This is a genomic window from Aquamicrobium terrae (genome assembly GCF_040545735.1).
Lineage (GTDB): Bacteria > Pseudomonadota > Alphaproteobacteria > Rhizobiales > Rhizobiaceae > Mesorhizobium > Mesorhizobium terrae_A.
The window spans coordinates 1-23,959 of record NZ_JBEPML010000027.1; the positions used below are offsets into that span (position 1 = coordinate 1).

Below are 23,959 nucleotides of genomic sequence, written 5' to 3' on the forward strand. Positions count from 1 at the left end.
CGGAACCGGTCGCCTGCCGCCGAGGCTGCGGGTTTGCAGGCCCGCAGCCTCGCTGCTCAACCTACCCGATATCGATCAAACAATCCCGGAAGCCGAAGCGAAGCGGAGCGAAGGCAGCCTATCGGGGATTCATTCCTGAACCTTGCAGAAGATCGAAAAACGGCGGCCAATCGCCACCCGACCGGAATGGATCCCGGACACGCCGTCAGGCTGCGCCTTCCCGCGGTCCGGGATGACGTCGTGTGTTTGAAAGGGGTTACCCCTCCAGTTCCTCGCGCAGCATTTCCAGTTCCAGCCATTCCTCTTCCATTGCGGCCAGCGCCGCGCGTTCCTTGTCGAGCGCGGCGATGGTCTTCTGGAAGCCGACCGGATCGCGGTCGTAAAAGCCCGGATCGGCGATCTGGTCCTCGAGCCGGTTGATCGTGTCGGTCGCCGCCTCGATCTTCTTCGGCAGGCTCTCCAGCGCGAATTTCTGCTTGTAGGAGAGTTTTTTCGACGCGGCCTTTGCCGTCTCCTGCGGTTTCGCGGCGGGCTTGTCCTCGTCGCCGGCGGTGCGGGCGCGCAGCTTGCGGTCGTCCAGCTTCGAGGCGCCGCGCTGGGAAAGCATGTCGGAATAGCCGCCGGCATATTCGATCCAGCGCCCGTCGCCATCGGGCACGATCACGCTGGTCACGGTGCGGTCGAGGAAGTCGCGATCATGGCTGACGAGGATGACCGTGCCGGCAAAGCCCGCAACCAGTTCCTGCAACAGCTCCAGCGTCTCCATGTCGAGGTCGTTGGTCGGCTCGTCCAGCACCAGCAAATTGGCGGGGCGGGCCAGCACGCGGGCGAGCAGCAGCCGGGCGCGTTCGCCGCCGGAAAGCTCGCGCACCGGCGTGCGCGCCTGCTCCGGCTTGAACAGGAAGTCCTTCATGTAGGAGACGACATGGCGCTGCTCGCCATTGATGACGAGGCTCTCGCCGCGCCCGTCGGTGAGGTAGTGGGACAGCGTCTCCTGCGGATCGGCGGCATCGCGCTTCTGGTCGAGCGTGGCGATCTCCAGATTGACGCCGAGGCGCACGCTGCCCGTGTCGGGCGCAAGCTCGCCGGTCAGCATCTTGAGCAGCGTGGTCTTGCCGGCGCCATTGGGGCCGACGAGGCCGATGCGGTCGCCGCGCTGGATGCGGGTCGAGAAATCCCGGACCACGACCAGATCGCCGAAACTCTTGGAGATCGATTTCGCCTCGATCACCAGCTTGCCGGATTCGGCGGCGTCGCTGGCCACCATGGTGGCGGTGCCTTCCGCGCCCCTGTGGCCGGCGTGGCGCTGGCGCAGCGCCTGCAATTCGCCAAGGCGGCGCACATTGCGCTTGCGCCGGGCGGTGACGCCATAGCGCAGCCAGTGCTCCTCGCGCGCGATCTGGCGGCCGAGCTTGTGCTGCTCGCGCTCCTCTTCCTCCAGAATCTTGTCGCGCCATTCCTCGAAATGGGCAAAGCTCCGGTCGAGACGGCGCGTCTGGCCGCGATCCAGCCAGACGGTGGCGCGCGAGACGCGCTCGAGGAAACGGCGGTCGTGGGAAATGACGACCAGCGCCGAGGCGGAGCGGATCAGTTCTTCCTCCAGCCATTCGATGACGTTGAGGTCGAGATGGTTGGTCGGCTCGTCGAGCAGCAGGATGTCCGGCTCCGGGGCCATGACGCGGGCAAGGGCGGCACGGCGCGCCTCACCGCCCGAAAGCTCGGCCGGCGCTTCCTCGCCGGTGAGGCCCAGATGTTCGAGCAGATAGGTGGCGCGGTAGGGATCGTCGGCGGGGCCGAGGCCCGCCTCGACATAGGCGCGCACCGTGGCGAATCCGTCCATGTCGGGCGCCTGCGGCAGGTAGCGGATGGTGGCCGTGGGCTGGCGGAAGATCTCGCCGTCCTGCGCTTCGGCGAGGCCGGCGGCGATCTTCAGCAGTGTCGATTTGCCGGACCCGTTGCGGCCGACCAGCGCGATGCGGTCGCCGGGGCCGACGGTGAGGTCGGCGCCGTCGAGCAGCGGCGTGCCGCCGAAGGTGAGGCGGATGCCGGCAAGGTTGAGAAGCGGCGGGGCCATGTCAGCCTTCCTTTCCGGTCAGCGGATGGGCGACCAGCATGGCGCGGCCCTGTGCGAGTTCGACGCCGAGCGTGCCGCGAACCTCGTTCGACATGGTGAGCGACGAGCCGAACGGCACCTCTACCCCGGCCAGCTCCCATTTCGCGCCGCGCACGGTGAGGCCGGCCAGCTCCGAAAAACCGAGGATCGAAAACAGCGTGCCTTCGGCATAGTCGAAGGTTACCGCCGCATGCGGCAGGGGCCGCCCTTCCTGCGTGCCGCTGGTCAGCAGCACGTCGATGCCTGCCTCGGCCAGCCGCAGCGCCAGCGCCAGATGCAGGAAGGCATGGTCGGCGCGGGCGCCGCCGAAGGCGCCGGCCAGCACCAGCGCGGTCGCGCCCTGTTCCAGCGCGATGTCCACCGCCAGTTCGCCGTCGGTGCTGTCCTTGTCGGAGGGGAATTTCCGCTTCGGCACCGCTTTCAGGCGTTCCGGCAGCACAGGTGGCGCGGAATCGAAGTCGCCAACCCAAAGCTCCGGCACGATGCCGAGGGTTTCGGCATGGCGGATGCCGGAATCGGCGGCGACGATGCGCGTTCCCGCGATCTGGCGGTCGAGGGCGGGGGTGCGGACAAGCTCGCCGCCGAGAAGGATGGTGTATCGGCTCATGGGAGGAGGGCATTAGCAGCCCCGTTCATGGAACGGAAGAGCGCCGCCTCTCTTGCGTCGCGGCGCGCGGGCCCCTATTTCTGGAAATGCTCTAACGGGGTGCCGGACGCGTCATCGCGGCCCGGCTGAGAGGCCTCAAAGCCAACCCGCTGAACCTGATCCGGCTTGTACCGGCGGAGGGATTAGAAGCTGTCGGACAGCCGGCGCCTCGACCCCCTGAAACGAAACCAAGGAGGCGCCGATGCGCATAGTGCTTTTATCCCTTCTGTCGGCCGCGGCCCTGTTGGCCGCCGCGCCCGCTTCGGCACAAGGCAAGCTCACCATCTACACCTATGACAGCTTCACCGCCGACTGGGGCCCGGGCCCGCAGGTGAAAACGAATTTCGAGGCCGAATGCGGCTGCGAGGTCGATTTCGTCTCGGTGGCCGATGGGGTCGCCCTGCTCAACCGGCTGAAGCTGGAAGGCGCGTCCACCAAGGCCGACATCGTGCTCGGCCTAGACACCAACCTCACCGCCGAGGCACGCGGCACCGGGCTGTTCGTGGCGCATGGCGCGACGCCGCAGGTGGATGTTCCCGGCGGCTGGAACGACGACATGTTCGTGCCCTACGACTACGGCTATTTTGCCGTGGTGTACGACACCGAGAAGCTGCCCGACCCGCCGGCCAGCCTCAAGGAGCTGGTCGAGGGCGACAAGGAGCAGAAGATCGTCATCCAGGACCCGCGCACCTCGACGCCGGGGCTCGGGCTGCTCCTGTGGGTGCGCTCCGTCTATGGCGACGAGGCGGGTGCGGCATGGGAGAAGCTGAAAGGCCGCGTGCTGACGGTAACGCCGGGCTGGAGCGAGGCCTACGGGCTGTTCACCAAGGGCGAGGCGCCGATGGTGCTGTCCTACACCACCTCGCCGGCCTACCACATGATCGCCGACAAGACGGAGCGCTATCAGGCGGCGGCTTTTTCGGAAGGGCATTATCTTCAGGTGGAGGTGGCCGGCATCACCATTGCCGGGGCGAAGAATCCGCTGGCCGAAAAGTTCCTCGCCTTCATGACCGGGCCGGGCTTTCAGGATGCGGTGCCGGAAACCCAGTGGATGTATCCGGCCGGCAAGACCGACAAGCCGCTCGACCCCGCCTTCGACAAGCTGGTGAAGCCGGCCAGGACCCTGCAATTCAACCCGCAGGAAGTGGCCGACAACCGCAAGGCCTGGGTGGACGAGTGGCTCGGCGTGATGGGCCGGTAGTCCATTTTTCGATGGCGTGCTTTCGTTCCTTTCCGGTCCCGTCTTCCCGACGCGTTATTGGCGCGGCGCGGTCGAGGGTTTTGCCGGCGGAAATGAGGCCTTTCATCTCCTTATTTTTACGCAATTCCGGACGGAAAACCGCTTCACACTTTTCCTGGAATTGCTCCATGGCCGCGCCATGACCGATTTCCGCGTTACGGTCGGCATCGTCGCACTGGCGGCGATCTCGCTGCTGATCGGCGGGGCGTTCGCCGGGCTGATCGTCGAGGGGGTGCGCGACCTGTCCGGCGCGGTTGCCGCCTTCGATCCCTATATGCTGAGGGTCGCGCGCTTCACGCTGTGGCAGGCGCTGTTGTCGACGCTGCTCTCGGTGGTTCCGGCGCTGTTCGTGGCGCGGGCTTTGGTTCGCCATCCGCATTTTCCGGGGCGCGGCCTGATCCTGCAACTCTTCGCCGTGCCGCTGGCGCTGCCGGCCCTCGTCGCGGCGCTGGGCGTGCTGGCGCTCTATGGTCGCGCCGGCTATTTCGCTGGCCTGCTCTCCGCGCTCGGCGGCGACACATGGCCGGGCATCTACGGGCTTTCCGGCATCCTCGTCGCGCATGTGTTCTTCAACCTGCCACTGGCGACGCGGCTGTTCGTCGAGGCATTGCAGACGGTACCGTCCGACCAGTGGCGGCTGGCGAGCCAGCTCGGCATGGGCGCGCGGGCCGGCTTCCGGCTGATCGAATGGCCGGTGCTGCGGCAGGCCCTGCCGGGAGTGGCCGGGCTGGTGTTCATGCTGTGCGTCACCTCCTTCACCATTGTGCTGACGCTGGGCGGAGGGCCGCGCGCCACCACGCTGGAGGTGGCGATCTATCAGGCGCTGCGCTTCGATTTCGACCCCGCCCGCGCCGTGGCCCTGACCGCGTTGCAGGTGGCGCTGACGCTGGCCATCGTCTTCGTGCTGACGCGGCTGGGGGCCAATACGGCGGCGGAGGCCAACCTGTCGGTGGCGCCGCGCCGCTTCGTCTCGGCCGGAGCGGGAGAGACAGCGCTCAACGGTTTCCTGATCGCGCTGGCGCTGCTGTTCGTCGCCGGCCCCATGGCGGCAACGGTGGCGGCGGGCTTGCAGGCCGAGCTTGGCCGTCTCGTCCTGGAACCCGCCGTGCAGCGCGCCGCGCTGACCAGCCTCGTTCTGGCGCTGTTGTCGGCGCTGCTGGCCGCCGCCCTTTCCATGGCGCTGGTGATGGCGCGCCGCGCGCTTGCCCTGCGGGCCGCTGGTGCACGCCGCCCATTGCTCGAATACGCCACCGATACGGGGGCCGGTTTCGTGCTGGTGGTGCCGCCGATCGTCGTCGGCGCCGGCTGGTTCATCCTGCTGCGCCATGTGGCCGATGTGTTCGCGCTGGCGCCGGTGCTGGTCGTCACCGTCAATGCGGTGATGGCGATGCCGTTTGCGCTGAGAGCCTTGCGGCCGGCCTATGATGCGGCGAGCGCCCGTCATGAGCGGCTGTGCGCACAGCTCGGGATCGCGGGCTGGACGCGGCTTCGGCTGATCGACTGGCCCTCGCTGCGACGGCCGCTGGCGACGGCGGCGGCCTTCGCCATGGCGCTGTCGCTCGGCGATCTCGGCGTGATCGCGCTGTTCGGCTCGGATGCGGTGCAGACGCTGCCCTATCTGCTGCTGGCGCGCATGGGCAGCTATCGCACCGCCGATGCGGCGGGGCTGGCGCTCATTCTGGGGCTGGCCTGTCTCGCCCTGATGTTCCTGTCCAGCCGGCTGGCGAAGGAGGCCCGGCAATGACGCGCAACGCATTATCCGGCGCGGAGGTGCGACTGGACAAGGTGACGTTCAGCTATGGCGAGGCCGTGTTCGGGTTCGACGTGGCGTTCCGGCCCGGCCGCGTCACCGCCGTGATGGGGCCGAGCGGATCGGGCAAGTCCACGCTGCTCAACCTCGTTGCCGGTTTCGAGACGGCGGCATCGGGGCGGGTGCTGATCGGGGACCGGGACGTCACCGCCGATCCGCCGGCGGCACGGCCGGTGTCGATGGTGTTCCAGGAAAACAACCTGTTCGCGCATCTCACGGTGGAGCAGAATGTCGGGCTCGGCCGCTCGCCGTCGCTGCGACTGAGCGATGCGGATCGCACGGCGGTGGCCGGGGCGCTGGAGCGCACCGGACTCGGCGGCAAGGGAAAACGCCTGCCGCGCGAATTGTCGGGCGGCGAGCGCCAGCGGGTGGCGCTGGCGCGGGTGCTGGTGCGGGAGCGGCCGGTGCTGCTTCTGGACGAACCCTTCGCCTCGCTCGGCCCGGCCCTGCGCGAGGACATGCTGGAACTGGTGGCCGGCTTGCAGGCCGAACGGGGCATGACGGTGCTGTTCGTCACCCACCAGCCGGAGGATGCGCGCCGCATCGCCCATGACATGGCTTTCATCGAGGAGGGAAGGGTGGCGGCGACGGGGCCGGTCGAGGAATTCTTCGGAGAGGGTGGACCGGAAGCTTTCCGACGCTATATCGGCGCTTCCTGAGCGCGATTGCATGGCCTTGCCCGGAAGCGGACATAATTTGCTATCAATGCGACATTAAGGAATATGGCAAGAGCGGTCGAATCGTGGCCGGCTGCCAATAAGGGGCACGGTCGCGGTCTGCGCCGCACGCGAGGAAAGGAAGCCCATCTGTCGTCCGTCCTGAACCCTGACCGGAGGCTGTCGTCGGCGCGGGCGCTCGCGCTGGCCGGTATCGTCGTGGCGCTGGCGGCCTGTCAGGCCATCGTGCCGCCGGACATGCAGGAATCGGCCTTCCGGCCTTCCGACAAGCCGGTGACGGTCGACAATGTCACCGCCAACAACAAGCTGGCGGAACTGGCACGGGCGCAGCACCCGCGCATCCTGGCGACCTATGGCGGCGAATATTCCGACCCCAAGCTGGAGCGCATGGTGGCCAAGGTGATCGGCGGCCTGACCACCGTGTCCGCCAACCCGACCCAGAACTACCGCATCACCATCCTCAACTCGCCCAATGTCAACGCCTTCGCGTTGCCGGGCGGCTATCTCTACATCACCCGCGGGCTTCTGGCGCTGGCCAACGATTCCTCGGAACTGGCGGCGGTGGTGGCGCATGAGATGGGTCACGTCACCGCCAATCACGGGTTGCAGCGGCAGCGGCTGGAGGCGGAAGAGGGGCTGGCCACCAAGGTCGTCTCCGACGTGCTGGGCGACAGCCCGACCGCCAAGGCGGCGCTGATCCGCGGCAAGCTGCGGCTGGCCCAGTTCTCGCGCAACCAGGAACTGGAGGCCGACGGCATCGGCATCAAGTCGGTGGGCGAGGCGGGCTACGACCCGTTTGCCGCCAGCCGCTTCCTGCAATCCATGTCGGCCTATACGGATTTCCGCTCGGTCAGCGGCGCCACCGACGCCAGCCTCGACTTCCTCGCCACCCACCCGAACACGCCGCAGCGCATCGAACTGGCGCTGCGCCATGCGCGGCAGTTCGGCCAGCCGGGCGTCGGCTCGCGTGACCGCGACAGCTACCTGGCCGGCATCGACGGGCTGCTCTACGGCGATACGCCCGACGAGGGCTATGTGCGCGGCAACACCTTCCTGCACCCGAAGCTCGGCATTTCGTTCTCGGTGCCGGACAACTTCATGATCGACAATTCGGCCACCGCCGTCACCGCGACCGGGCCGGGCGACATGGCCGTGCGCTTCGACGGGGTGACGCTCGACGCCAACCGCTCGCTGGGCGACTATATCCGCAGCGGCTGGGTCGCGGGCCTCGACACCTCGAGCGTGCGCGAGACGACGATCAACGGCAATCCGGCGGCCACGGCGCGGGCGCGTGCCGAAGGCTGGCAGTTCGACGTCACCGTCATCCGCGCCGGCAGCCAGGTCTACCGGCTGCTCACGGCGGCACCCGCCGCCAGCACCTCGCTGGACAGCGTGGCCGGCGTGGTGGTGGGCTCGTTCCGCATTCTCAGCCAGGCGGAACGGGACGCGCTGAAGCCGCTGCGCATCCGCATCGTCACGGTCCGGGCCGGCCAGACCATGGGCACGCTGGCCGCCCAGATGGTCGGCGTCGACCGCAAGCTCGACCTGTTCAGGGTGCTCAACGCGCTGGCGCCGGGAGCGACCCTTTCGGCCGGCGACAAGGTCAAGATCGTCACAGACAGATAGGTGTCGGCGCGGCCCCGCGCGCGGACTGGCCCGGCTTCAGGGCGGCCGTGCCGCCGGCTGCTGTTTCAGGCGATGATGTCGGGAATGATGCGGTCTTCGAGCGTACGCAGCTTGTCTTTCAGCGCCAGCTTCTTCTTCTTCATGCGCTGGATCTGCAAGGGATCGCAGCCCGTCGCCACCATGGCGTTTATCGCGGCGTCGAAATCGGCGTGGTCCTGCTTCAAACGCGCGAATTCGAGTCGAATCTCGGCCTGTTCCTGCTCGGACATTACCTACCATATGTAAATTTCGACGCCCGCAGCGCTGCCGCGGCGGGTATCCGATCGGGCGGGGAGCGGTCCGAAAACCACCCTCTGGCAAATCATTATCACATTTTGGTCCAAGGTGGAATGCAACGCTTATGCGTTCGACAACCGCTTCGGTTGATGGCACAGTGTCATGCAGCCGTCACACATGTGGGCCGGCAATGTAGGCGACAGGGGTGGCGGCTGCAGTCGAGGAAACCATGAAAGGGAGAACCAATCATGTCTCTTGCATCCCATCTTGACGAGCTGCAGAGGAAGCATAGCGATATCGAACGGCAGATCGATACAGCCATGCAGCACCCCTCCATGGACGATCTCCAGATAGCGGATCTGAAGCGGCGCAAGCTGGCCATCAAGGACGAGATTGAGAAACTCAGGACCCAACCCACCTCACATTGACTTCCCGCCGGCCTGGGGCGTCATGCGTCCTTCAGGATGCACTGGAACGCTCCGGCACTTTGATCGAGCATCGGAAACTCCGAAACCGATTTCCCTTTTCGGCCCGATGCTCTGCGGCCGGTGATGCGACAAATGACTTGTCGGCGGCGTACTGCCGCCGGCTGGCATTTCCCGCTTTTCGCCAAATTCCAGGCTCATGAGGCGGTTCCGGAACGCCGTGCGACGCGGCCGAGGGACATGATTCGACATGGGGGCCGGCATTGGGCGCATCGGCGGCATTGACAAGACCGGCTCTCTCCTCCACCTCATGGCGGAGTTTCGCGTGCCTGTCCGTCGTATCGGCCGGCCTCAATGCGCCCGCGTCGCGGCATCCGGCACGCAGATTTGATGCAGCAGGGCCTCTGACGTATCCGGCAGGATGCGCAACGCCCAGGAATACTATCAGAGGCAGCCGGGCATGACCGGGTACTATTCCTCTCCGTTCCCGCGCCGCGCTTCGGTCGGCGTCGATGTCGGCGGCGTCATGGTCGGCGGCGACGCACCTGTCGTGGTGCAGTCGATGACCAACACCGATACCGCCGATATCGACGGCACCGTCGCCCAGGTCGCCGCGCTGCACCGGGCCGGCTCCGAGCTTGTGCGCATCACCGTGGACCGCGACGAAAGCGCCGCCGCCGTGCCGAAGATCCGCGACCGGCTGGCGCGGCTCGGCATCGACGTGCCGCTGGTCGGCGACTTCCACTATATCGGCCACAAGCTGCTGGCCGATCATCCAGCCTGCGCCGAGGCGCTGGCCAAATACCGCATCAATCCCGGCAATGTCGGCTTCAAGGACAAGAAGGACAAGCAGTTCGCCGACATCGTCGAGATGGCGATCCGCTACGACAAGCCGGTGCGCATCGGCGTCAACTGGGGCTCGCTCGACCAGGAACTGCTGACCCGGCTGATGAACGAGAACCAGGCCAAGGGTTTTCCGATGACCGCCCAGGAGGTGACACGCGAGGCGATCGTGCAATCGGCCATCCTGTCGGCGCATATGGCAGAGGAAATCGGCCTCGGCCGCAACCGCATCATCCTGTCGGCCAAGGTCAGCGGCGTGCAGGATCTGATCGCCGTCTATGCCGAGCTTGCAAGGCGCTGCGACCACGCGCTGCATCTGGGTCTCACCGAAGCCGGCATGGGATCGAAAGGCATCGTCGCATCGTCGGCGTCCATGGGCATCCTGCTCCAGCAGGGCATCGGCGACACCATCCGCATTTCGCTGACGCCGGAGCCCGGCGGCGACCGCACGCGCGAGGTGCAGGTGTCGCAGGAACTGCTGCAGACCATGGGCTTCCGCCAGTTCGTGCCTATCGTGGCCGCCTGCCCGGGTTGCGGGCGCACCACCTCGACCGTGTTCCAGGAGCTTGCCCAGAACATCCAGGAGGACATCCGCCGCAACATGCCGGTGTGGCGCACCAAATATCCGGGCGTGGAGCAGCTCAAGGTGGCGGTGATGGGGTGCATCGTCAACGGACCGGGCGAATCCAAGCATGCCGATATCGGCATTTCGCTGCCGGGTACCGGCGAGATGCCGACCGCGCCGGTGTTCATCGACGGCCAGAAGGCGGCCACGCTGCGCGGTCCCAACATCGCCGCCGATTTCGAGAAGATGGTTTCCGACTATATCGAGAACCGTTTCGGCATGGGGACCAGGGCCAAGGCAGCCGAGTAGCACCATGCGCCTGGCCGCGCCGCTGATCGCTGTCCTGATCGGCGCTGGTGCCAGCACTGCCGCGTGGGCCGATCCGCCGAAGCCGGCGCGGGAGCGGCTGATCGACCGGGTCTGCGACCTCATAGAATTCCATTCCGACCGTGCCGGCCTGCCGCGCGATTTCTTCGCCCGGCTGATCTGGAAGGAAAGCCGCTTCGATCCCAATGCGGTGAGCCCGGTCGGCGCGGAAGGCATCGCCCAGTTCATGCCGGGCACGGCGAAATTGCGGGGACTGGCCGATTCCTTCGACATCGAGCAGGCGATCCCCGCCTCGGCCACCTATCTCGGCGAGCTGAAAGCGAATTTCGGCAATCTCGGCCTTGCTGCCGCCGCCTACAATGCCGGCGAGAACCGGGTGGCGCGCTGGCTGTCCTCCGGCGGTTTCCTGCCGCTGGAGACGGAAAACTACGTGCTCGACATCATGGGCGAGCCGGCCGACAATTTTTCCGACAAGGCCTATGCCGGCAAGGTGCGGCCGCTGGACCCCGAGAGGGGGTTCGGCACGGCCTGCCGCAGGCTGCCGGTCTCGGCGCCGTGGACGGTGGCCATGGCCACGGTTCCGGTCAAGCCGTGGGGCGTGCAGGTGGCGGGCGGCTTCAACCGGGCCGTGGTCATCCGGCAATGGCAAAGGCTGGAGGGGCGGTTCTCGAGCGTGCTGGGCGGGCATGAGCCGGTGGTCAGCCGGGTGCGCTCGGCGCGCGGCCGGCGCGGCATCTATGCGGTGCGCATCGGGGCCGAAAGCCGCTCGGAAGCGGACGGCATCTGCCAGAAGCTGCGCGGCGCCGGCGGCGCCTGCGTGGTGCTGCGCAATCGCTGACCGTGCCGTCAGGCGGTTTTCGCGGTCACCGTCTCGCCCAGCCAGCTTCCGATCTTGGCCGCCAGCCGGTCCGGTGAAACCGGCTTGGGCAGGTAGTCGTCCATGCCGGCATCGAGGCATTTCTCGCGGTCGCCCTTGAGGACATGCGCGGTCACCCCGATGATCGGCACGCGCGCGCCGCTGGCGGCCTCCGCGGCGCGGATGGCGCGGGTCGCCTCGAAGCCGTTCATGTCGGGCATGGAGACGTCCATCAGGATCAGCCGGGGATTGAGCGCCCGGTGCATGTCGATGGCCGTGCGGCCGTTGCCGGCGATGCGGTAGCTGAGGCCGAGCCCGTTGAGGATCTGGCTGAACACGAGCTGGTTCACGTCATTGTCCTCGGCGATCAGGATGTCGATGGCGCCGCCGCTCAGGTCGTTGCCGGCCGCCGGCGCCAGCACCGGTGTCTCGGCGCGGCGCGGGGCGGGCGGGGCAGGCGGCGGCACCTGCTCGCGCACGAAATGGGCGGCGCCCTGCTGCATGCGCGCGTTCTGGATGGCGGAGACGATCGTGCCCAGCAGCACCGCCGAACGCGCCGGCTTGGTCAGATGCGCGGCGATGCCGTAGTCGATGATGAGGCGGGAAAAATCGACCTGATCGACGGAGGTCAGCAACACCACCGGGATGGCCGACAGGCGGCTGTCGCCGGCAATTGCCCGCGCCACGTCGGCGCCGTTCATGCCGGGCATCTGGTAGTCGAGGATGATGCAGTCGACCGAGGCGCCGATCTGGCAGGCCCGCTCCAGGAAGGCGAGGCCGACGGCGCCGCTCTCGGCCGCCGCGCAGTCGAAGCCCCAGCTGCGGAGCTGTTCGAGCAGGATGTCGCGGTTGACCGGATTGTCGTCGATGATCAGCACGCGCGCGCCGGTCACGTCGCCGGGCACCCTCTCGTCGTCGACATTCATGTCATGGACGGGCATGGGCACGCTGAACCAGAAGACCGAGCCGCGCCCGAGCTCGCTGCTGACGCCCATCTCGCCGCCCATCAGCTCCACCAGCCGGGCGCCGATGGCGAGGCCGAGGCCGGTGCCTTCATGGCGGCGGGTGGAGGAGGAATCGACCTGCGCGAACTTCTCGAACACGCTTTGCAGCTTCTCGGCCGGAATGCCGATGCCGGTGTCCTCGACGCTCACCTTGAGCATGGCGACGTCGTTGACGATCTCGCCGCTGACATCGACCAGCACATGGCCCTTCTCGGTGAATTTCACGGCGTTGCCGAGCAGGTTGGTGACGATCTGGCGGAAACGGCCGGCATCGCCGACGACGAAGGGGGGCAGGCGCGGGTCGACGCGCACGATCAGCTCGAGGTTCTTTTCCGCGACGCGGGCGGAAACCAGCGTGGCCACGTCCTCCACTGCCTCGGCGAGGCGGAAGGGGGCCGGGCTCAGCGTCAACTGGCCGGCATTGATCTTGGAGAAGTCGAGAATGTCGTTGATGATGGTCAGCAGCGCATGGCCGGACTTCACGATCACGTCGGTGAAGGTTTTCTGGCGCGCCGTCAGGTCGGTATTGGCCAGCAATTCCGCCATGCCGAGCACGCCGTTCATCGGCGTGCGGATCTCATGGCTCATATTGGCGAGGAACTCGGACTTGGCGCGGTCGGCTTCCTCGGCCCGCTTCAGCGATTCCGCCGTCCTGGCGAAGGCGCGCCGGATCGCCTGTTCCATCGGTCGGAAGATCCACAAGGTGACGCCGGCCAGCGTCAGGGCGAAAAGCACCGTTCCCCACAGGAGCAGGTCGGAGATGCGCGCATCGGCCAGCCGCCGCTCGGCATCCATGGCGAGGCGGGCGCGCAACAGCAAGGGCTGCGCGAACAGCGTGTTCTGGTTGAGGACGTCGCGATGGTTCCAGTCGTCGAGGGTCTTGGCCTGGGTCATCAGGGCGAGGTTGCGAGCCATGTCGCGCGCCGACCACATGAGATCGCGGTTGACCGAGGCGGCGGCGATCGCATCCGCCGTGCCTTGGGTCAGGCGCGGCGACAGTGCCTCGATCTCGGCGGTGACGGCGTCGATGCCCTGCAATAGCTTGCGGGCATGGAGGCCCGCCGATCCGGTGAGCTCCTGCCTCGTGTCGGCACGCCAGACGCTGGCCGCGTTTTCGGCGAAGTTCGCCGCATTGTCGAGGTTGCCCGCGAACTCGGCCATGAGCGCGCTCAGCATGTCGACACGGTTGCGGTAGCTGTTGAAGTGATTGAGGGTTGCGATGAGGCCGACCACGGCCAGCGCCAGCACCATGAGGCCGGACAGATATCTTATCCGTACCGACCGGATGAATGACAAGTATTCCGGCATGCGCAGTCCCCAGCCCATCCACGCAAATGTAGCGGTCGGGATTACGCTCCATATACCATTAACAATCCGTTCCGGCCGGAACGGGCGTCCCTACCTGTCTCGCTGGGCGACGAAGCGCGCCGCCTGCTTCAGGATCGCGGCTCGTTCGCCATAGGGCTCGAGCAGGCTTGAGGCCTGTTCCACCAGTCCGTGAAGCTGGCGGCGGGCCCAGTCCGGGCCGTGCAGCGCGGCAAGCGTCGCCTTGCCGGCGGCGGCATCCTTGCCGGTCGCCTTGCCCAGCCGGCCGGCATCGGCGGTGACGTCGAGCAGGTCGTCGGCAAGCTGGAAGGCCAGCCCGATGGCAGAGCCGAACTCGGCCAGCCGCTCGCGGTCGCTTTCGGGAGCGCCGGCCACGATGGCGCCGGCCTCGCAGGCATAGCGGATCAGGGCGCCGGTCTTCATCGCCTGGAGGCGGATGATGCCGGCCTCGTCGGGCGCGTCGTGCTGGGCGGTCAGGTCGAGCATCTGGCCGCCGGCCATGCCGCCCAGCCCCGCCGCGCGGGCAAGGCCGCGCGCCAGCGCCAGCCGCGTCGCCGCCGGCAATGGTGCCGCGCCGTTGTCTGCCGCGTCGTCGCAGATGATGTCGAAGGCCAGCGTCAGCAGCGCATCGCCGGCGAGGATGGCGGCGGCCTCGTCGAAAGCCCTGTGGACAGTGGGCTGACCGCGGCGCAGGTCGTCGTCGTCCATGGCCGGCAGGTCGTCATGGATCAGCGAATAGCAGTGCACGCATTCCAGCGCCGCGGCGGCGCGCAGGGCCTCGATGTGACGGGCGCCGGCGCCGAACAGGGCGGCGCTTTCGACGACGAGGAAGGGTCGCAGGCGCTTGCCGCCATTGAGCACGCCGTGGCGCATGGCCGCCAGCAGCCGCTCGGGCCGGGCGATCTCGCCGGGCAGCAGATGCGTATCGAGAAGGCTCCGCAGCAGCGTCTCGACCTCCCGGGCGCGCGCGTCCAGCCGCATTTCGAAGGGGATTTCAGCGTTCGTATCCATGTTGGCGAGCGGTAGCCGACGCGCAGACATTGCGCAAGAAGCCAAGCACCTTTATGCGGGAAGGGTGTTGGCGGGAGCGACCGGGTGTCGGAACCGATCATAGAGCAGGAGACCGAGGGGCTGGTCCACCGGGGACAGAGCATGGTTTCGCGATCGAGGGGCAGGGCCGGGCGCAGAGGCTGGCTTCGCTCGCTCGTGAAGCTGGCGGTGCTCGTGGCGCTGGTGCCGGTGGTGCTGACGCTTCTCTACCTGCAGCCCTTCGTCCATCCGGTCTCGACCCTGATGGTCAAGGACCTCGTGACCTTCTCCGGCTATGACCGGCGCTGGGTGCCGCTGGACGAGGTGGCGCCGGTGCTGGCCCATTCCGTCATCATGTCGGAGGACGGCCAGTTCTGCTCGCATCCCGGCGTCGATCTCGCGGAGCTGCGCGCGGTGGTCAACGATGCCCTGGCCGGCGAGGGCGCGCGCGGGGCCTCCACCATCACCATGCAGACGGTGAAGAACCTCTTTCTGTGGCAAAAGCCGTTCACCACGCTGCGCAAGGGGATCGAGCTGCCGCTGGCGGTCTATGTCGACCTCGTCATGCCGAAGCGGCGGATCATGGAAATCTATCTCAACGTTGCCGAATGGGGGCCGGGCATCTACGGCATCGAGGCCGCCGCGCAGCATCATTTCGGCGTGCCCGCCGCCAAGCTGACGCGCCGGCAGGCCGCGCTTCTTGCCGTCACCCTTCCCAACCCGCAGGCGCGCAATCCGGCCAAGCCTGGGCCCGGCTTGCGCCGCCTGGGCAATCTGATAGAACGGCGTGCGGCGCGCTCGGGCGGCTATGTCGGCTGCCTCAAACCGTCGCGCAGCTAAAAAACTTGCTGCCCCCGCTGGCCAAAACGCTGCAGGCCGTGTATAGGCACGCCACTTTCATCTGGAATTTGGCCCGGCAGGCGGCCCTTGGACAAGGGCATGGCGGGCTGTTGAACACGAGCGGAGCATATCCATGGCCGTACCGAAGCGAAAAACCTCCCCGTCCAAGCGCGGCATGCGCCGTGCGGCCGATGCGCTCAAGGCGCCGACCTATGTCGAGGACAAGAATTCCGGCGAGATGCGCCGTCCGCATCACATCGACCTGAAGACCGGCATGTATCGCGGCCGTCAGGTGCTGACGCCGAAGGAAGGCTGATCTTTCAGCGCATTTTTTGCAGCCGGATGGACACGTTCGGCATTGCATGAATGCGGTTGGTTGAGATCGCCGACGAGTTCGAAGGCCGCCTCCGGGCGGTCTTTTCGTTTCTACAACCTGGCAGGCAGGTCGGTTCCCGCTATCGGGAACCCTTCAAACGGCCCAGAACTGGTCCAGCCACAGGTTGAGCTGGACGAAGCCGGTGTTGCTGATGCTGTAGACACGGTGGGTCCCGTCGGCCTGCGCCGTGACCAGCCCGGCATCGAGCAACACCTTCAAATGCTGGGAAACGGCCGGCCTCGAGACCGGCAGCCCGGACGCCAGTTCGGTAACCGTCTTCGGGCCACGCCGGAGTTCCTCCAATATATGGCGCCGGTTCGGATCGGCGATCGCCACGAATGCATCAGCAAGCATCATGGCATTAGTAGTGCGTCAAAGCCGCGGGATTCTCAACCATCGGTTTCATTTTTTGTGCGTGGGTCGAGGGTAAGCGACTGCGGTGTGATCGACCGCTCGACCGGCAGGGTGGTGAAGGCGTCGCGATCTTCGATCGGCACGGGAGCCCGGCGCCTGATGCGCAGCGCGGTGTAGCCGGCGATGCTGAGATGGGCCAGCGCGGTGGCCAGGAACAGGCTTTCGGGGCGCCACCACTCCATCATGGCGGCGGCAAACAGTGGCCCGATCATGGTGCCGAAGCCATAGAGGATGAGCAGCCCGCCCGAGACCTTGACGAAATCCTCCGCCTTGGCGTGGTCGTTGGCGTGGGCCACGGCGATCGAATAGAGCGTATAGGCGAAGGCGCCGTAGGCGCCGGTGAGGATCAGCACGAGCGGACCCAGGCGCGGCTCGAACAGGAAGACCAGCAGAGCGAAAAAGGCCGAGCCGGCCGCGGCGCCGGCCAACACGAAACGGCGGTCGGTGCGGTCGGAAAGCCGGCCGGCCGGAAGCTGCATGAAGGCCCCGGCAATGACGACGATGCTCATCATCAGCGCGATCTCGGCCGTCGAGATGCCGATGCGCGCGCCATAGACGGCGCCAAGCGTGCCCCAGGCGCCGTTGGCGACGCCGACCAGCAGGCAGCCGAAGGCGGCGACCGGCGAATTGGCGTAGAGGCCCTTGAGGTCGAGCGACACGTCCTGCAGGGGCTGGGGGTGCGAGGCGGTGGAAACGGCGGTGGGGATCAGCGACAGGCAGAAGAAGATGCCGGTGATCATGAACAGCGAGGCCGACCCGACGTCGCCCGCGGCGACGATCATCTGCCCGCCCATGATCGAGGCGTAGGTGACCATCATGTAGAGGCCGAAGACGGTGCCGCGATTCTCGTTGGTGGCCTTCTCGTTCAGCCAGCTCTCGATGATCATGAAGGCGCCGGCCATGACGAAGCCGGTGAAGGCACGCAGGAGGATCCAGGCATACTGGTCGATGATGAGGCCGGTGAGCAGGGCGATGATGGCGGCGCAGGAGGCGAAGGTGCCGAAGGCGCGCACATGGCCGGCGCGGCGCACGATGCGCGGGGCGAAGTAGCAGCCGAGCACGAAGCCCGTGGCCCAGGCCGTGCCCATCAGGCCGAGCGCGGCGGTGGAGAAACCTTCCATCTGCCCGCGCAGCGGCAGCAGCAGGCCATGCAGGCCGGAGGCGGCCAGCAGGAAGGCGGTGCCGCGCAGGAGGGACAGGATCGGTCTGTAGGCTGCAAGCATCTGGCGGTCCGGCGTCGAATCACGTCTGCTGACTATCACAGCGGATTGTTTCAGGCTTTTCGGCGGCGGTCTGCCCAGCCGGCGACCAAAGTGCGTCGCGATCCTTCAGGTCGACATGATGACCGGAACACGCTTTTTGCTGGAAAGGCCCTAGCTGCGGCGAAACAGCGCCTCCGCCGCCGAGCGGGTCGAGCCCTTGGCCTGCAATTCGGCCTCGATGCGGGCGATCTCGCCGCGCAGCGTGTCGATGCGCGCCCTCAACTCGTCCACCGAGAGCTTGCTCAGATCCTGGCCGATTTCATGCGGGCCGCTTTTCCTTGCCGGTTCATCGTCGAAGATCGCCATGACCGTTCCCCGAAAATCCTGTTGTCGCCGGCGCAAGCGGTTTGCCTGAGCCGGCAATCGGAATAGAAAGCCAAGCATAGATAGGGCAGTGGCGGCGTGCAAACAGGGGCGGCAGCGGCCGCGAGAGGGAGAAACGACCATGGCAACAGCGCATAACCTGCCGCAGACGATGACGGCGATCGCCATTTCGGAACCCGGCGGGCCGCTGGTGCTGAAGCCCGAGCGGCGCCCGGTGCCGCAGCCGGGATCGGGCGAAATCCTGATCCGGGTGCGGGCGGCCGGCGTCAACCGTCCCGACGTCGCCCAGCGCACCGGCGCCTATCCGCCGCCGCCGGGCGCTTCCGACCTGCCGGGACTGGAGGTGGCGGGCGAGGTGGCCGGGCTGGGCGAAGGGGTGGAACGCTGGCGCGTCGGCGACCAGGTCTGCGCGCTGGCGGCCGGCGGAGGCTATGCGGAATATGTGACCGTGCCTGCCGGCCATGCGCTGCCGGTCCCCGCAGGCTTCACCTTCAGCGAGGCGGCAGCGGTGCCGGAAACCTATTTCACGGTCTGGCACAATGTGTTCGAGCGCGGCGGCCTGAAGGCGGGCGAGACGCTTCTGGTGCATGGCGGCTCCTCCGGCATCGGCACCACGGCGATCCAGCTTGCCGCCGCGCGTGGGTCTCGGGTGATCGCCACGGCCGGCTCGGCCGACAAATGCGACATCTGCCTGAAGCTCGGCGCCGCGCGTGCGGTGAACTACCGCGAGGAGGACTTCGTCAAGGCGGTGAAGGAGGCCACCGAAGGCAAGGGCGCCAACGTCATCCTCGACATGATCGGCGGCGACTATGTCGACCGCAACTATGTCGCCGCCGCCGAGGAGGGGCGCATCGTCCAGATCGCGACGCAGGGCGGCGCCGTCGCCAGCGCCAATTTCGCCCGGCTGATGGCCAAGCGGCTGGTGCATACGGGCTCGACGCTGAGGCCGCGCAGCATCGAATTCAAGGCGGCGGTGGCTGCCGCGCTGGAGGCGGAGGTGTGGCCGCTCCTGGCCAGCCGCCGGGTGGCGCCGGTCATGGACATGATCTTCCCGCTCAAGGAAGCCTGGCGCGCCCATGAACGGCTGGAGAGCGGCGAGGCCATCGGCAAGATCGTGCTCGACGTGGCCTGAGCGCAACTTCCGCTTAACCTTTCATTTATGCTGCAATGCACAAACGCATTGCCGCTATGCAAAAGCGTCTGTTCAAGAATTGGGCAGAACCGCCTATATCAGCGTCATCGAATTCCTGAACGCTTTGGAGGCAAACATGAACCTGATTCAGTCTTACAAGAACTGGCGCCGCTACAACGAAACCGTTCGTGCGCTGAACCGCCTGAACACCCGCGAACTCAAGGATCTCGGCATCAATCGCGCCGACATCCCGTCGGTGGCTCGCGCCGCCCTCTGATCAAGAGGCGCATGCAAGCAGAACCGATGCTGGCGCGCCCATCGCGCCTCCGGTTCCAAGCCCGCTGGACCCAGTCCGGCGGGTTTTGTTTTTCTGCCCGCGAAATGGGCATTATGTTGCGCTGCACAAGATAGCGCCTTCCGAGCGCTGCCGGTATCCGGCTTATCGACATCGGCGCCGTCTCCCCCTTATCTATCGGCCATGGAATCGAGCAAGGACGACACCATTGCGGTGCGGATCGCCAAGGCGCTGGCCGAGCGCATCATCTCGGGCGCCATCGAGCCGGGGGCGCGGCTGCGGCAGGACCATATCGCCGAGGAGTTCGGCGCCAGCCATGTGCCGGTGCGCGAGGCGTTCCGGCGGCTGGAGGCACAGGGCCTTGCCGTCAGCGAGGCGCGCCGGGGCGTGCGCGTCGCCGCCTTCGACCTCGACGAGGTGAAGGAAGTCGCCGAGATGCGCGCCGCACTGGAGGTTCTGGCGTTGCGCCATGCCGCGCCGCACCTGACCGCCGCCATCCTCGACCAGGCCGAGGAGGCGACGCGCGCCGGCGACCGTTCGCGCGACGTGCGCTCATGGGAAGAGGCCAACCGCACTTTCCACCGCCTGATCCTGACGCCCTGCGCCATGCCGCGCCTTTTGGCGACCATCGACGACCTGCATGCGGCCAGCGCCCGCTTCCTGTTCGCCGCCTGGCGCTCGGAATGGGAAACGCGCACCGATCACGATCACCGCGCCATCCTTGCCGCCCTGCGGCAGGGGCAGGTGGAAAACGCCGCCGCCATCCTTGCCCGGCATGTGCAGTGGATCGGCCAGCGGCCGGTGCGCATGCAATCGGGCGCCACGCGCGAGGTTTTCGCCATCGTCGGCTGATGATGGCCCGGCCGATTCGGCGCGTTCCCGCGCTGGCGCGCACGCCTTCCGTTTTCGACCTGTCGTTCCTCGACTTCCCCGTTTTCCACGGCGGATCGCCATCTCATTGGTATGACACAGGAATTTCGAACCAAGAGGCGATTTCTCCGGGGCCCAAAATCTCTGTTTTGGCGGAGGCGGGCGGTGGAGGCTTGCCTCGCGGCCAAAAATATGGATTCGATGATAGATCAGAATCGAAAATTATCTATAATTCGGAGAACGAGCCCATGTCGCAACCCGCATCCCGCACCGCCGCGCCGGCCTTCAGCCCGCTCCGCCTGCAGGAACGTCCCTTGCTGTGGCAGGTGGCGGCCGTCGCCATCGGCACGCTGCTTCTGACGCTATCGTCATGGATCGAGGTGCCGATGATCCCGGTGCCGATCACCATGCAGACCTTCGCCGTCACGCTGGTCGGCGCGCTCTATGGCTGGCGGCTGGGGGCGCTCACCGTTGTGGCGTGGCTGGCGGAAGCGGCCGTGGGCATGCCGGTCCTGGCCGGCGGCTCGGGCGGGCTTGCGCCCTTCGTCGGCCCGACGGCGGGCTATCTGTTCTCGTTCCCGATCGTCGCCGCCCTCGTCGGCTGGCTGGTCGAGCGCGGCTGGAACGCCGAGCGCGTGTTCCTCGCCTTTGCCGCCATGCTGATCGGCAACGGGCTGTGCCTGGTGCTCGGCGCGCTGTGGCTGGCCGGCATCGTCGGCTTCGAGAAGGCGATCGCGCTGGGCGTCACGCCGTTTATCGTCGGCGGCGTGCTGAAGTCAGCGCTGGCGGCGGCCACGCTCAAGCTGTTCCCGAGCGGAAAGGCGGAGCCGAAGGCCCCGTGACCATCAGGCTGCGGGCGCATCATCTCCTGTGCATGCTCACCTATGTCGGCAAGGGCTATACGCCTGCCTTCACGGTCAATTACGACCGCATTGCCGAGCGATTGAGCCAGGGCGAGGAGATCGTGATCGTCGAGGGGCCGGACGATGTCTGCGCCCCGCTGCTGACAGAGGCCGAGCCGCATTGCTTCAATGACAGCGTGGCCGAGCGTGACCGGCAGGCGGCCCGCGATATCGGGGACCTGCTCGGCCGCCGGATCGGTGCGGGCGAGCGGATCGAACCGGACGCGATCCTGCTGGCGAAGCTGCGGGCCGGATTCGGGTCCGGCCTGACACGCACCGCCTGCGCGGGCTGCGAATGGGCCGAGCTGTGCAGCGCCATCGTCAACGACGCCTATACGGGCGTGAAGGTGGGCGGGCCGCCGTGCTGACGGCCCGCCTTCAGGTCAGTTCACCGCGGCGATGTTGCCGAGGCGGATGAACAGGGTCTCGCCGGAGGAGTCGTCGACGCCGTCATTGTCGGTGACGACGAAGGCCTCGCCGGCCTTGTCGATGGTGAAGCCCTCGACCTTGTCGACCACATAGCCGTTGGTGGCGGATTTGAGGTCGGGCAGCAGGTCGCGCACCAGCGTCTTTTCCACCAGCGGCAGCTCGCCGCCCAGTTCGGCCGGCCTGAAGCCGTCGAGCGAGACGGCGTAGACGCGTTTCACCTTGGCCGCGTCGCCGATCAGATTGTCGCGCTCGACGATGTAGAGCCTGCCGTCATGGGCGGTTATTTCCGACAGGCCCATCCAGCCGCTTTCCGCCTTTTCCAGCGGATAGCGCACCGCCGACCAGTCTTTTGCCTTCGGCTTGTAGGCAAGCAGCTTGACCTCGCCCTTGGGGTCGTCGCCCCATTCGCGCTGCACGGCGGCGATCAGCATCAGCTCGTCGCCTTCGCCCACGGTGGTGACGCCTTCGAGGCCGAAGCGGGTCTGGTGGGCGATCAGTTCGGCCGGCAGGGCGATCTCCTGCCTGATCTCGCCCTCGGCGTCGACGCGGAAGATGGCGTGCGGCACCAGCTTGGCGGCGTCGCCCTCATTGGCCAGCCAGAAGCCGCCGTCGCCGTCGGAGGCAATGCCTTCGAGGTCGAGCTTCTGGGCCGTATTGCCGCCGCGGGTGATGACGGTCTTGACAACGATGCGGGCCGGGGTCTGGGTAGCGTCGATGGTGAAGATCGCCGGCTCGCCGCCATAGACCGAATCCGACACCGCATACAGCCTGCCTTGCGTCTCAGGGTCGGCGGCGAGGCCGGACAGCGCGCCCCAGCCGATCGGCAGGCCGTTGGCGTCGGGCTCGGACTCGAGCATCGGATAGGCGGCCTCGCCCTCGGCGCGCTCGAAGATCATGACATGCGAGCGGGCGCCGCCGTCCTCGACCAGGTCGGTCTCGTTGGCGGTGACGAAGAGGTTGCGGGCCGGCAGCGCCAGCAGACCCTCGGGGCCGATGCCCGATGGCAGGGCCTGGAGGAATTTCGGCTCCGCGCCGGTATCCTCGTAGACGCCGACCAGCGAGGCGCGCTCGGCGCCGACGAAGACCAGCTTCTGCTCGCCATAGGGGCCGACCTCCATGCCTTCGGGCTCGATGCCCTTCTTGTTGCGGTGCTCGGGATAGTGGCCGAGCCGTGCCGCGATATGCTCGAAGCCGGCGCCGGATTCATGGAGCACTTCGCCGGCCTTGGAGAAGATGGTGAAGCCGCGCGAACCGCCCTTGTAGTCGCCCTCATTGGCAATGACGAGGCGGTCGTTATCGAGCCACTTGACCGCATCGGGCTCGCGCAGCGCGTTCTCGACCTTGCCGGTGAAGGAAAGCCTGCCGTCCTTCTTCGTATCGACGTTTTCGAGCGTCACCGCTCCGGCCGAGAAGTGCGAGACGACCGCGCCGGTCTCGGCATTGACGATGGCGATGTGGTTGTTCTCCTGCAGGGTCACTGCGATCTCGCCGGCCTCGTTGAAGTCGACGAATTCGGGTTCGGCATCCTCGGGCGCGATCTCGGCAAGGCCGGTCAGCTCGACGGTGCGGATGGCGTCGCAATCGGGCATGCCGGCCTTCAGCGAGACGATCTTGAGGTTGCCGGACGGCATTTGCGGGATTGCGCCGTCGTTCAGCTCCTCGTCGCGCTCGTTCTCGATGGCGACGGCGAGGAAGCGGCCGTCCTTGCTCAGCGTCACGGAGTCCGGCTGGCCGCCGAGATCGCAGGACGTCTCGACCGCCTTCGAGGCGATGTCGATGACCGACAAATTGTCTGACGGCTCCTGCTTGCTTTTCGAGGTGTTGACGCCGGCCAGCACTTTTGCGCCGACCACCACGACCGAGGTCGGCTCGCCGTCGATCTTGACGATGCCGCCGGCCTTCGGCGCTTTCGGGTCGCTGATGTCGACGAAGCCGACGGCGCCCAGCGGGCTGTCGGAATAGACGAGCGTGTTGCCGTCATCGGTGGCGGTGATGATTTCGGACGAGGTGGGCGTTGCCGGATCGGCGCCTTCGGGCAGGTTGGACGCGACCGGGAAGGTGGCGATCCGGTTGAATACCTGGCCGGCGTGAGCCGGCAGCGATACGGAAGCGGCGAGTGCGGCCATTGCCGCGACAAGTGACGAGCGGGTGCGCATGGGACCTCTTTCCCTTCTGAGAAGAATGCGCATTCCCTTTGTGCCACCGGTATTTCAGTGCGATGACGCTTCCACGACACTTGCATGACGATGCGCCGGCGGCGGTTTTCGCGCCGGATTTTCTTGCCCTCGGGCGCGAACGCGGTTATAGGGGCACGGATTTCCCTTTTTCGGTGGCATCTGAAACCACCGCCCG

Annotated in this window: 23 protein-coding genes and 1 riboswitch; of the genes, 14 read left to right on the top strand and 9 right to left on the bottom strand. The window is 66.9% G+C overall.

The window, feature by feature from the left end:
* Positions 1-256: 256 nt before the first annotated feature.
* A complete protein-coding gene (locus ABID37_RS24155) occupies positions 257-2,074 on the bottom strand; it encodes an ABC-F family ATP-binding cassette domain-containing protein (protein WP_354199526.1) in 1,818 nt (605 codons plus the stop codon).
* A gap of 1 nt (position 2,075) precedes the next feature.
* On the bottom strand, positions 2,076-2,720 hold the full coding sequence (locus tag ABID37_RS24160) for a thiamine diphosphokinase (RefSeq protein WP_354199528.1): 645 nt from the start codon (positions 2,718-2,720) through the stop codon (positions 2,076-2,078).
* Between the two features lie 85 nt (positions 2,721-2,805).
* Positions 2,806-2,919, top strand: a riboswitch (TPP riboswitch).
* A 42-nt stretch (positions 2,920-2,961) separates the two neighbouring features.
* On the opposite strand from ABID37_RS24160, the gene thiB reads away from it, so the two are divergent.
* The 4 genes from thiB to ABID37_RS24180 all read left to right on the top strand — a co-directional run bounded on the left by thiB (position 2,962) and on the right by ABID37_RS24180 (position 8,112).
* The gene (gene thiB / locus ABID37_RS24165) at positions 2,962-3,960 is read left to right on the top strand and encodes a thiamine ABC transporter substrate binding subunit (RefSeq protein WP_354199530.1); all 999 of its coding nucleotides are present in this window, start codon (positions 2,962-2,964) and stop codon (positions 3,958-3,960) included.
* Positions 3,961-4,138: 178 nt separating this feature from the next.
* Positions 4,139-5,743, top strand: coding sequence for a thiamine/thiamine pyrophosphate ABC transporter permease (thiP, locus tag ABID37_RS24170; protein ID WP_354199532.1), 1,605 nt, complete (start codon positions 4,139-4,141; stop codon positions 5,741-5,743).
* Positions 5,740-6,468 carry a thiamine ABC transporter ATP-binding protein gene (gene thiQ / locus ABID37_RS24175; protein ID WP_354199534.1) on the top strand — a complete coding sequence of 243 codons (729 nt, stop codon included), beginning with the start codon at positions 5,740-5,742 and terminating at the stop codon, positions 6,466-6,468. Before thiP ends, thiQ begins: the two co-directional genes overlap by 4 nt.
* 63 nt (positions 6,469-6,531) lie before the next feature.
* On the top strand, positions 6,532-8,112 hold the full coding sequence (locus ABID37_RS24180) for a M48 family metalloprotease (protein WP_354199535.1): 1,581 nt from the start codon (positions 6,532-6,534) through the stop codon (positions 8,110-8,112).
* A 65-nt stretch (positions 8,113-8,177) separates the two neighbouring features.
* On the opposite strand, the gene ABID37_RS24185 is transcribed toward ABID37_RS24180, so the two are convergent.
* The gene (locus ABID37_RS24185) at positions 8,178-8,381 is read right to left on the bottom strand and encodes a YdcH family protein (RefSeq protein WP_354199536.1); all 204 of its coding nucleotides are present in this window, start codon (positions 8,379-8,381) and stop codon (positions 8,178-8,180) included.
* 255 nt (positions 8,382-8,636) lie between these two features.
* On the opposite strand from ABID37_RS24185, the gene ABID37_RS24190 reads away from it, so the two are divergent.
* The 3 genes from ABID37_RS24190 (at position 8,637) to ABID37_RS24200 (ending at position 11,386) form a co-directional block, all read left to right on the top strand.
* Entirely contained in the window at positions 8,637-8,816 is a 180-nt protein-coding gene (locus ABID37_RS24190; RefSeq protein ID WP_354199537.1) for a YdcH family protein, read from the top strand.
* 457 nt (positions 8,817-9,273) lie between these two features.
* On the top strand, positions 9,274-10,530 hold the full coding sequence (gene ispG, locus ABID37_RS24195) for a flavodoxin-dependent (E)-4-hydroxy-3-methylbut-2-enyl-diphosphate synthase (protein ID WP_354199538.1): 1,257 nt from the start codon (positions 9,274-9,276) through the stop codon (positions 10,528-10,530).
* A gap of 4 nt (positions 10,531-10,534) precedes the next feature.
* A complete protein-coding gene (locus ABID37_RS24200) occupies positions 10,535-11,386 on the top strand; it encodes a lytic transglycosylase domain-containing protein (RefSeq protein WP_354199539.1) in 852 nt (283 codons plus the stop codon).
* Positions 11,387-11,394: 8 nt separating this feature from the next.
* On the opposite strand, the gene ABID37_RS24205 is transcribed toward ABID37_RS24200, so the two are convergent.
* Both ABID37_RS24205 and ABID37_RS24210 read right to left on the bottom strand, forming a co-directional pair.
* Positions 11,395-13,716, bottom strand: coding sequence for a response regulator (locus tag ABID37_RS24205; protein WP_354199540.1), 2,322 nt, complete (start codon positions 13,714-13,716; stop codon positions 11,395-11,397).
* Positions 13,717-13,806: 90 nt separating this feature from the next.
* Entirely contained in the window at positions 13,807-14,745 is a 939-nt protein-coding gene (locus ABID37_RS24210; RefSeq protein WP_354199541.1) for a polyprenyl synthetase family protein, read from the bottom strand.
* A gap of 141 nt (positions 14,746-14,886) precedes the next feature.
* On the opposite strand from ABID37_RS24210, the gene mtgA reads away from it, so the two are divergent.
* Complete coding sequence (mtgA, locus tag ABID37_RS24215) at positions 14,887-15,603, top strand: monofunctional biosynthetic peptidoglycan transglycosylase (protein ID WP_435521632.1); 717 nt, start codon at positions 14,887-14,889, stop codon at positions 15,601-15,603.
* 133 nt (positions 15,604-15,736) lie between these two features.
* Complete coding sequence (gene rpmF / locus ABID37_RS24220; protein ID WP_056238174.1) at positions 15,737-15,919, top strand: 50S ribosomal protein L32; 183 nt, start codon at positions 15,737-15,739, stop codon at positions 15,917-15,919.
* A 153-nt stretch (positions 15,920-16,072) separates the two neighbouring features.
* Here the strand turns inward: rpmF and ABID37_RS24225 are convergent, their stop codons facing one another.
* From ABID37_RS24225 to ABID37_RS24235, 3 genes are read right to left on the bottom strand one after another with little or no spacing between them, the layout of a single operon-like run.
* A complete protein-coding gene (locus ABID37_RS24225) occupies positions 16,073-16,336 on the bottom strand; it encodes an ArsR/SmtB family transcription factor (protein WP_354199543.1) in 264 nt (87 codons plus the stop codon).
* 32 nt (positions 16,337-16,368) lie between these two features.
* Positions 16,369-17,718, bottom strand: a complete 1,350-nt coding sequence (locus ABID37_RS24230) for an MFS transporter (RefSeq protein WP_354199597.1) — start codon at positions 17,716-17,718, stop codon at positions 16,369-16,371.
* A 48-nt stretch (positions 17,719-17,766) separates the two neighbouring features.
* Positions 17,767-17,961, bottom strand: a complete 195-nt coding sequence (locus ABID37_RS24235) for a DUF1192 domain-containing protein (RefSeq protein WP_354199544.1) — start codon at positions 17,959-17,961, stop codon at positions 17,767-17,769.
* A gap of 169 nt (positions 17,962-18,130) precedes the next feature.
* Between ABID37_RS24235 and ABID37_RS24240 the strand changes: the two genes are divergently transcribed.
* From ABID37_RS24240 to ABID37_RS24260, 5 genes are all read left to right on the top strand, one after another.
* On the top strand, positions 18,131-19,111 hold the full coding sequence (locus ABID37_RS24240; RefSeq protein ID WP_435521633.1) for an NAD(P)H-quinone oxidoreductase: 981 nt from the start codon (positions 18,131-18,133) through the stop codon (positions 19,109-19,111).
* A 136-nt stretch (positions 19,112-19,247) separates the two neighbouring features.
* Complete coding sequence (locus ABID37_RS24245) at positions 19,248-19,388, top strand: DUF1127 domain-containing protein (protein ID WP_183825203.1); 141 nt, start codon at positions 19,248-19,250, stop codon at positions 19,386-19,388.
* A 201-nt stretch (positions 19,389-19,589) separates the two neighbouring features.
* Entirely contained in the window at positions 19,590-20,258 is a 669-nt protein-coding gene (locus ABID37_RS24250; RefSeq protein ID WP_354199546.1) for a GntR family transcriptional regulator, read from the top strand.
* A gap of 266 nt (positions 20,259-20,524) precedes the next feature.
* Positions 20,525-21,118: a biotin transporter BioY gene (locus ABID37_RS24255; protein WP_354199547.1), complete on the top strand. Its 594-nt coding sequence runs from the start codon at positions 20,525-20,527 to the stop codon at positions 21,116-21,118.
* Positions 21,115-21,546, top strand: a complete 432-nt coding sequence (locus ABID37_RS24260) for a DUF1284 domain-containing protein (RefSeq protein ID WP_354199548.1) — start codon at positions 21,115-21,117, stop codon at positions 21,544-21,546. Before ABID37_RS24255 ends, ABID37_RS24260 begins: the two co-directional genes overlap by 4 nt.
* 15 nt (positions 21,547-21,561) lie before the next feature.
* On the opposite strand, the gene ABID37_RS24265 is transcribed toward ABID37_RS24260, so the two are convergent.
* On the bottom strand, positions 21,562-23,763 hold the full coding sequence (locus ABID37_RS24265) for an esterase-like activity of phytase family protein (RefSeq protein ID WP_354199549.1): 2,202 nt from the start codon (positions 23,761-23,763) through the stop codon (positions 21,562-21,564).
* Positions 23,764-23,959: the final 196 nt, after the last annotated feature.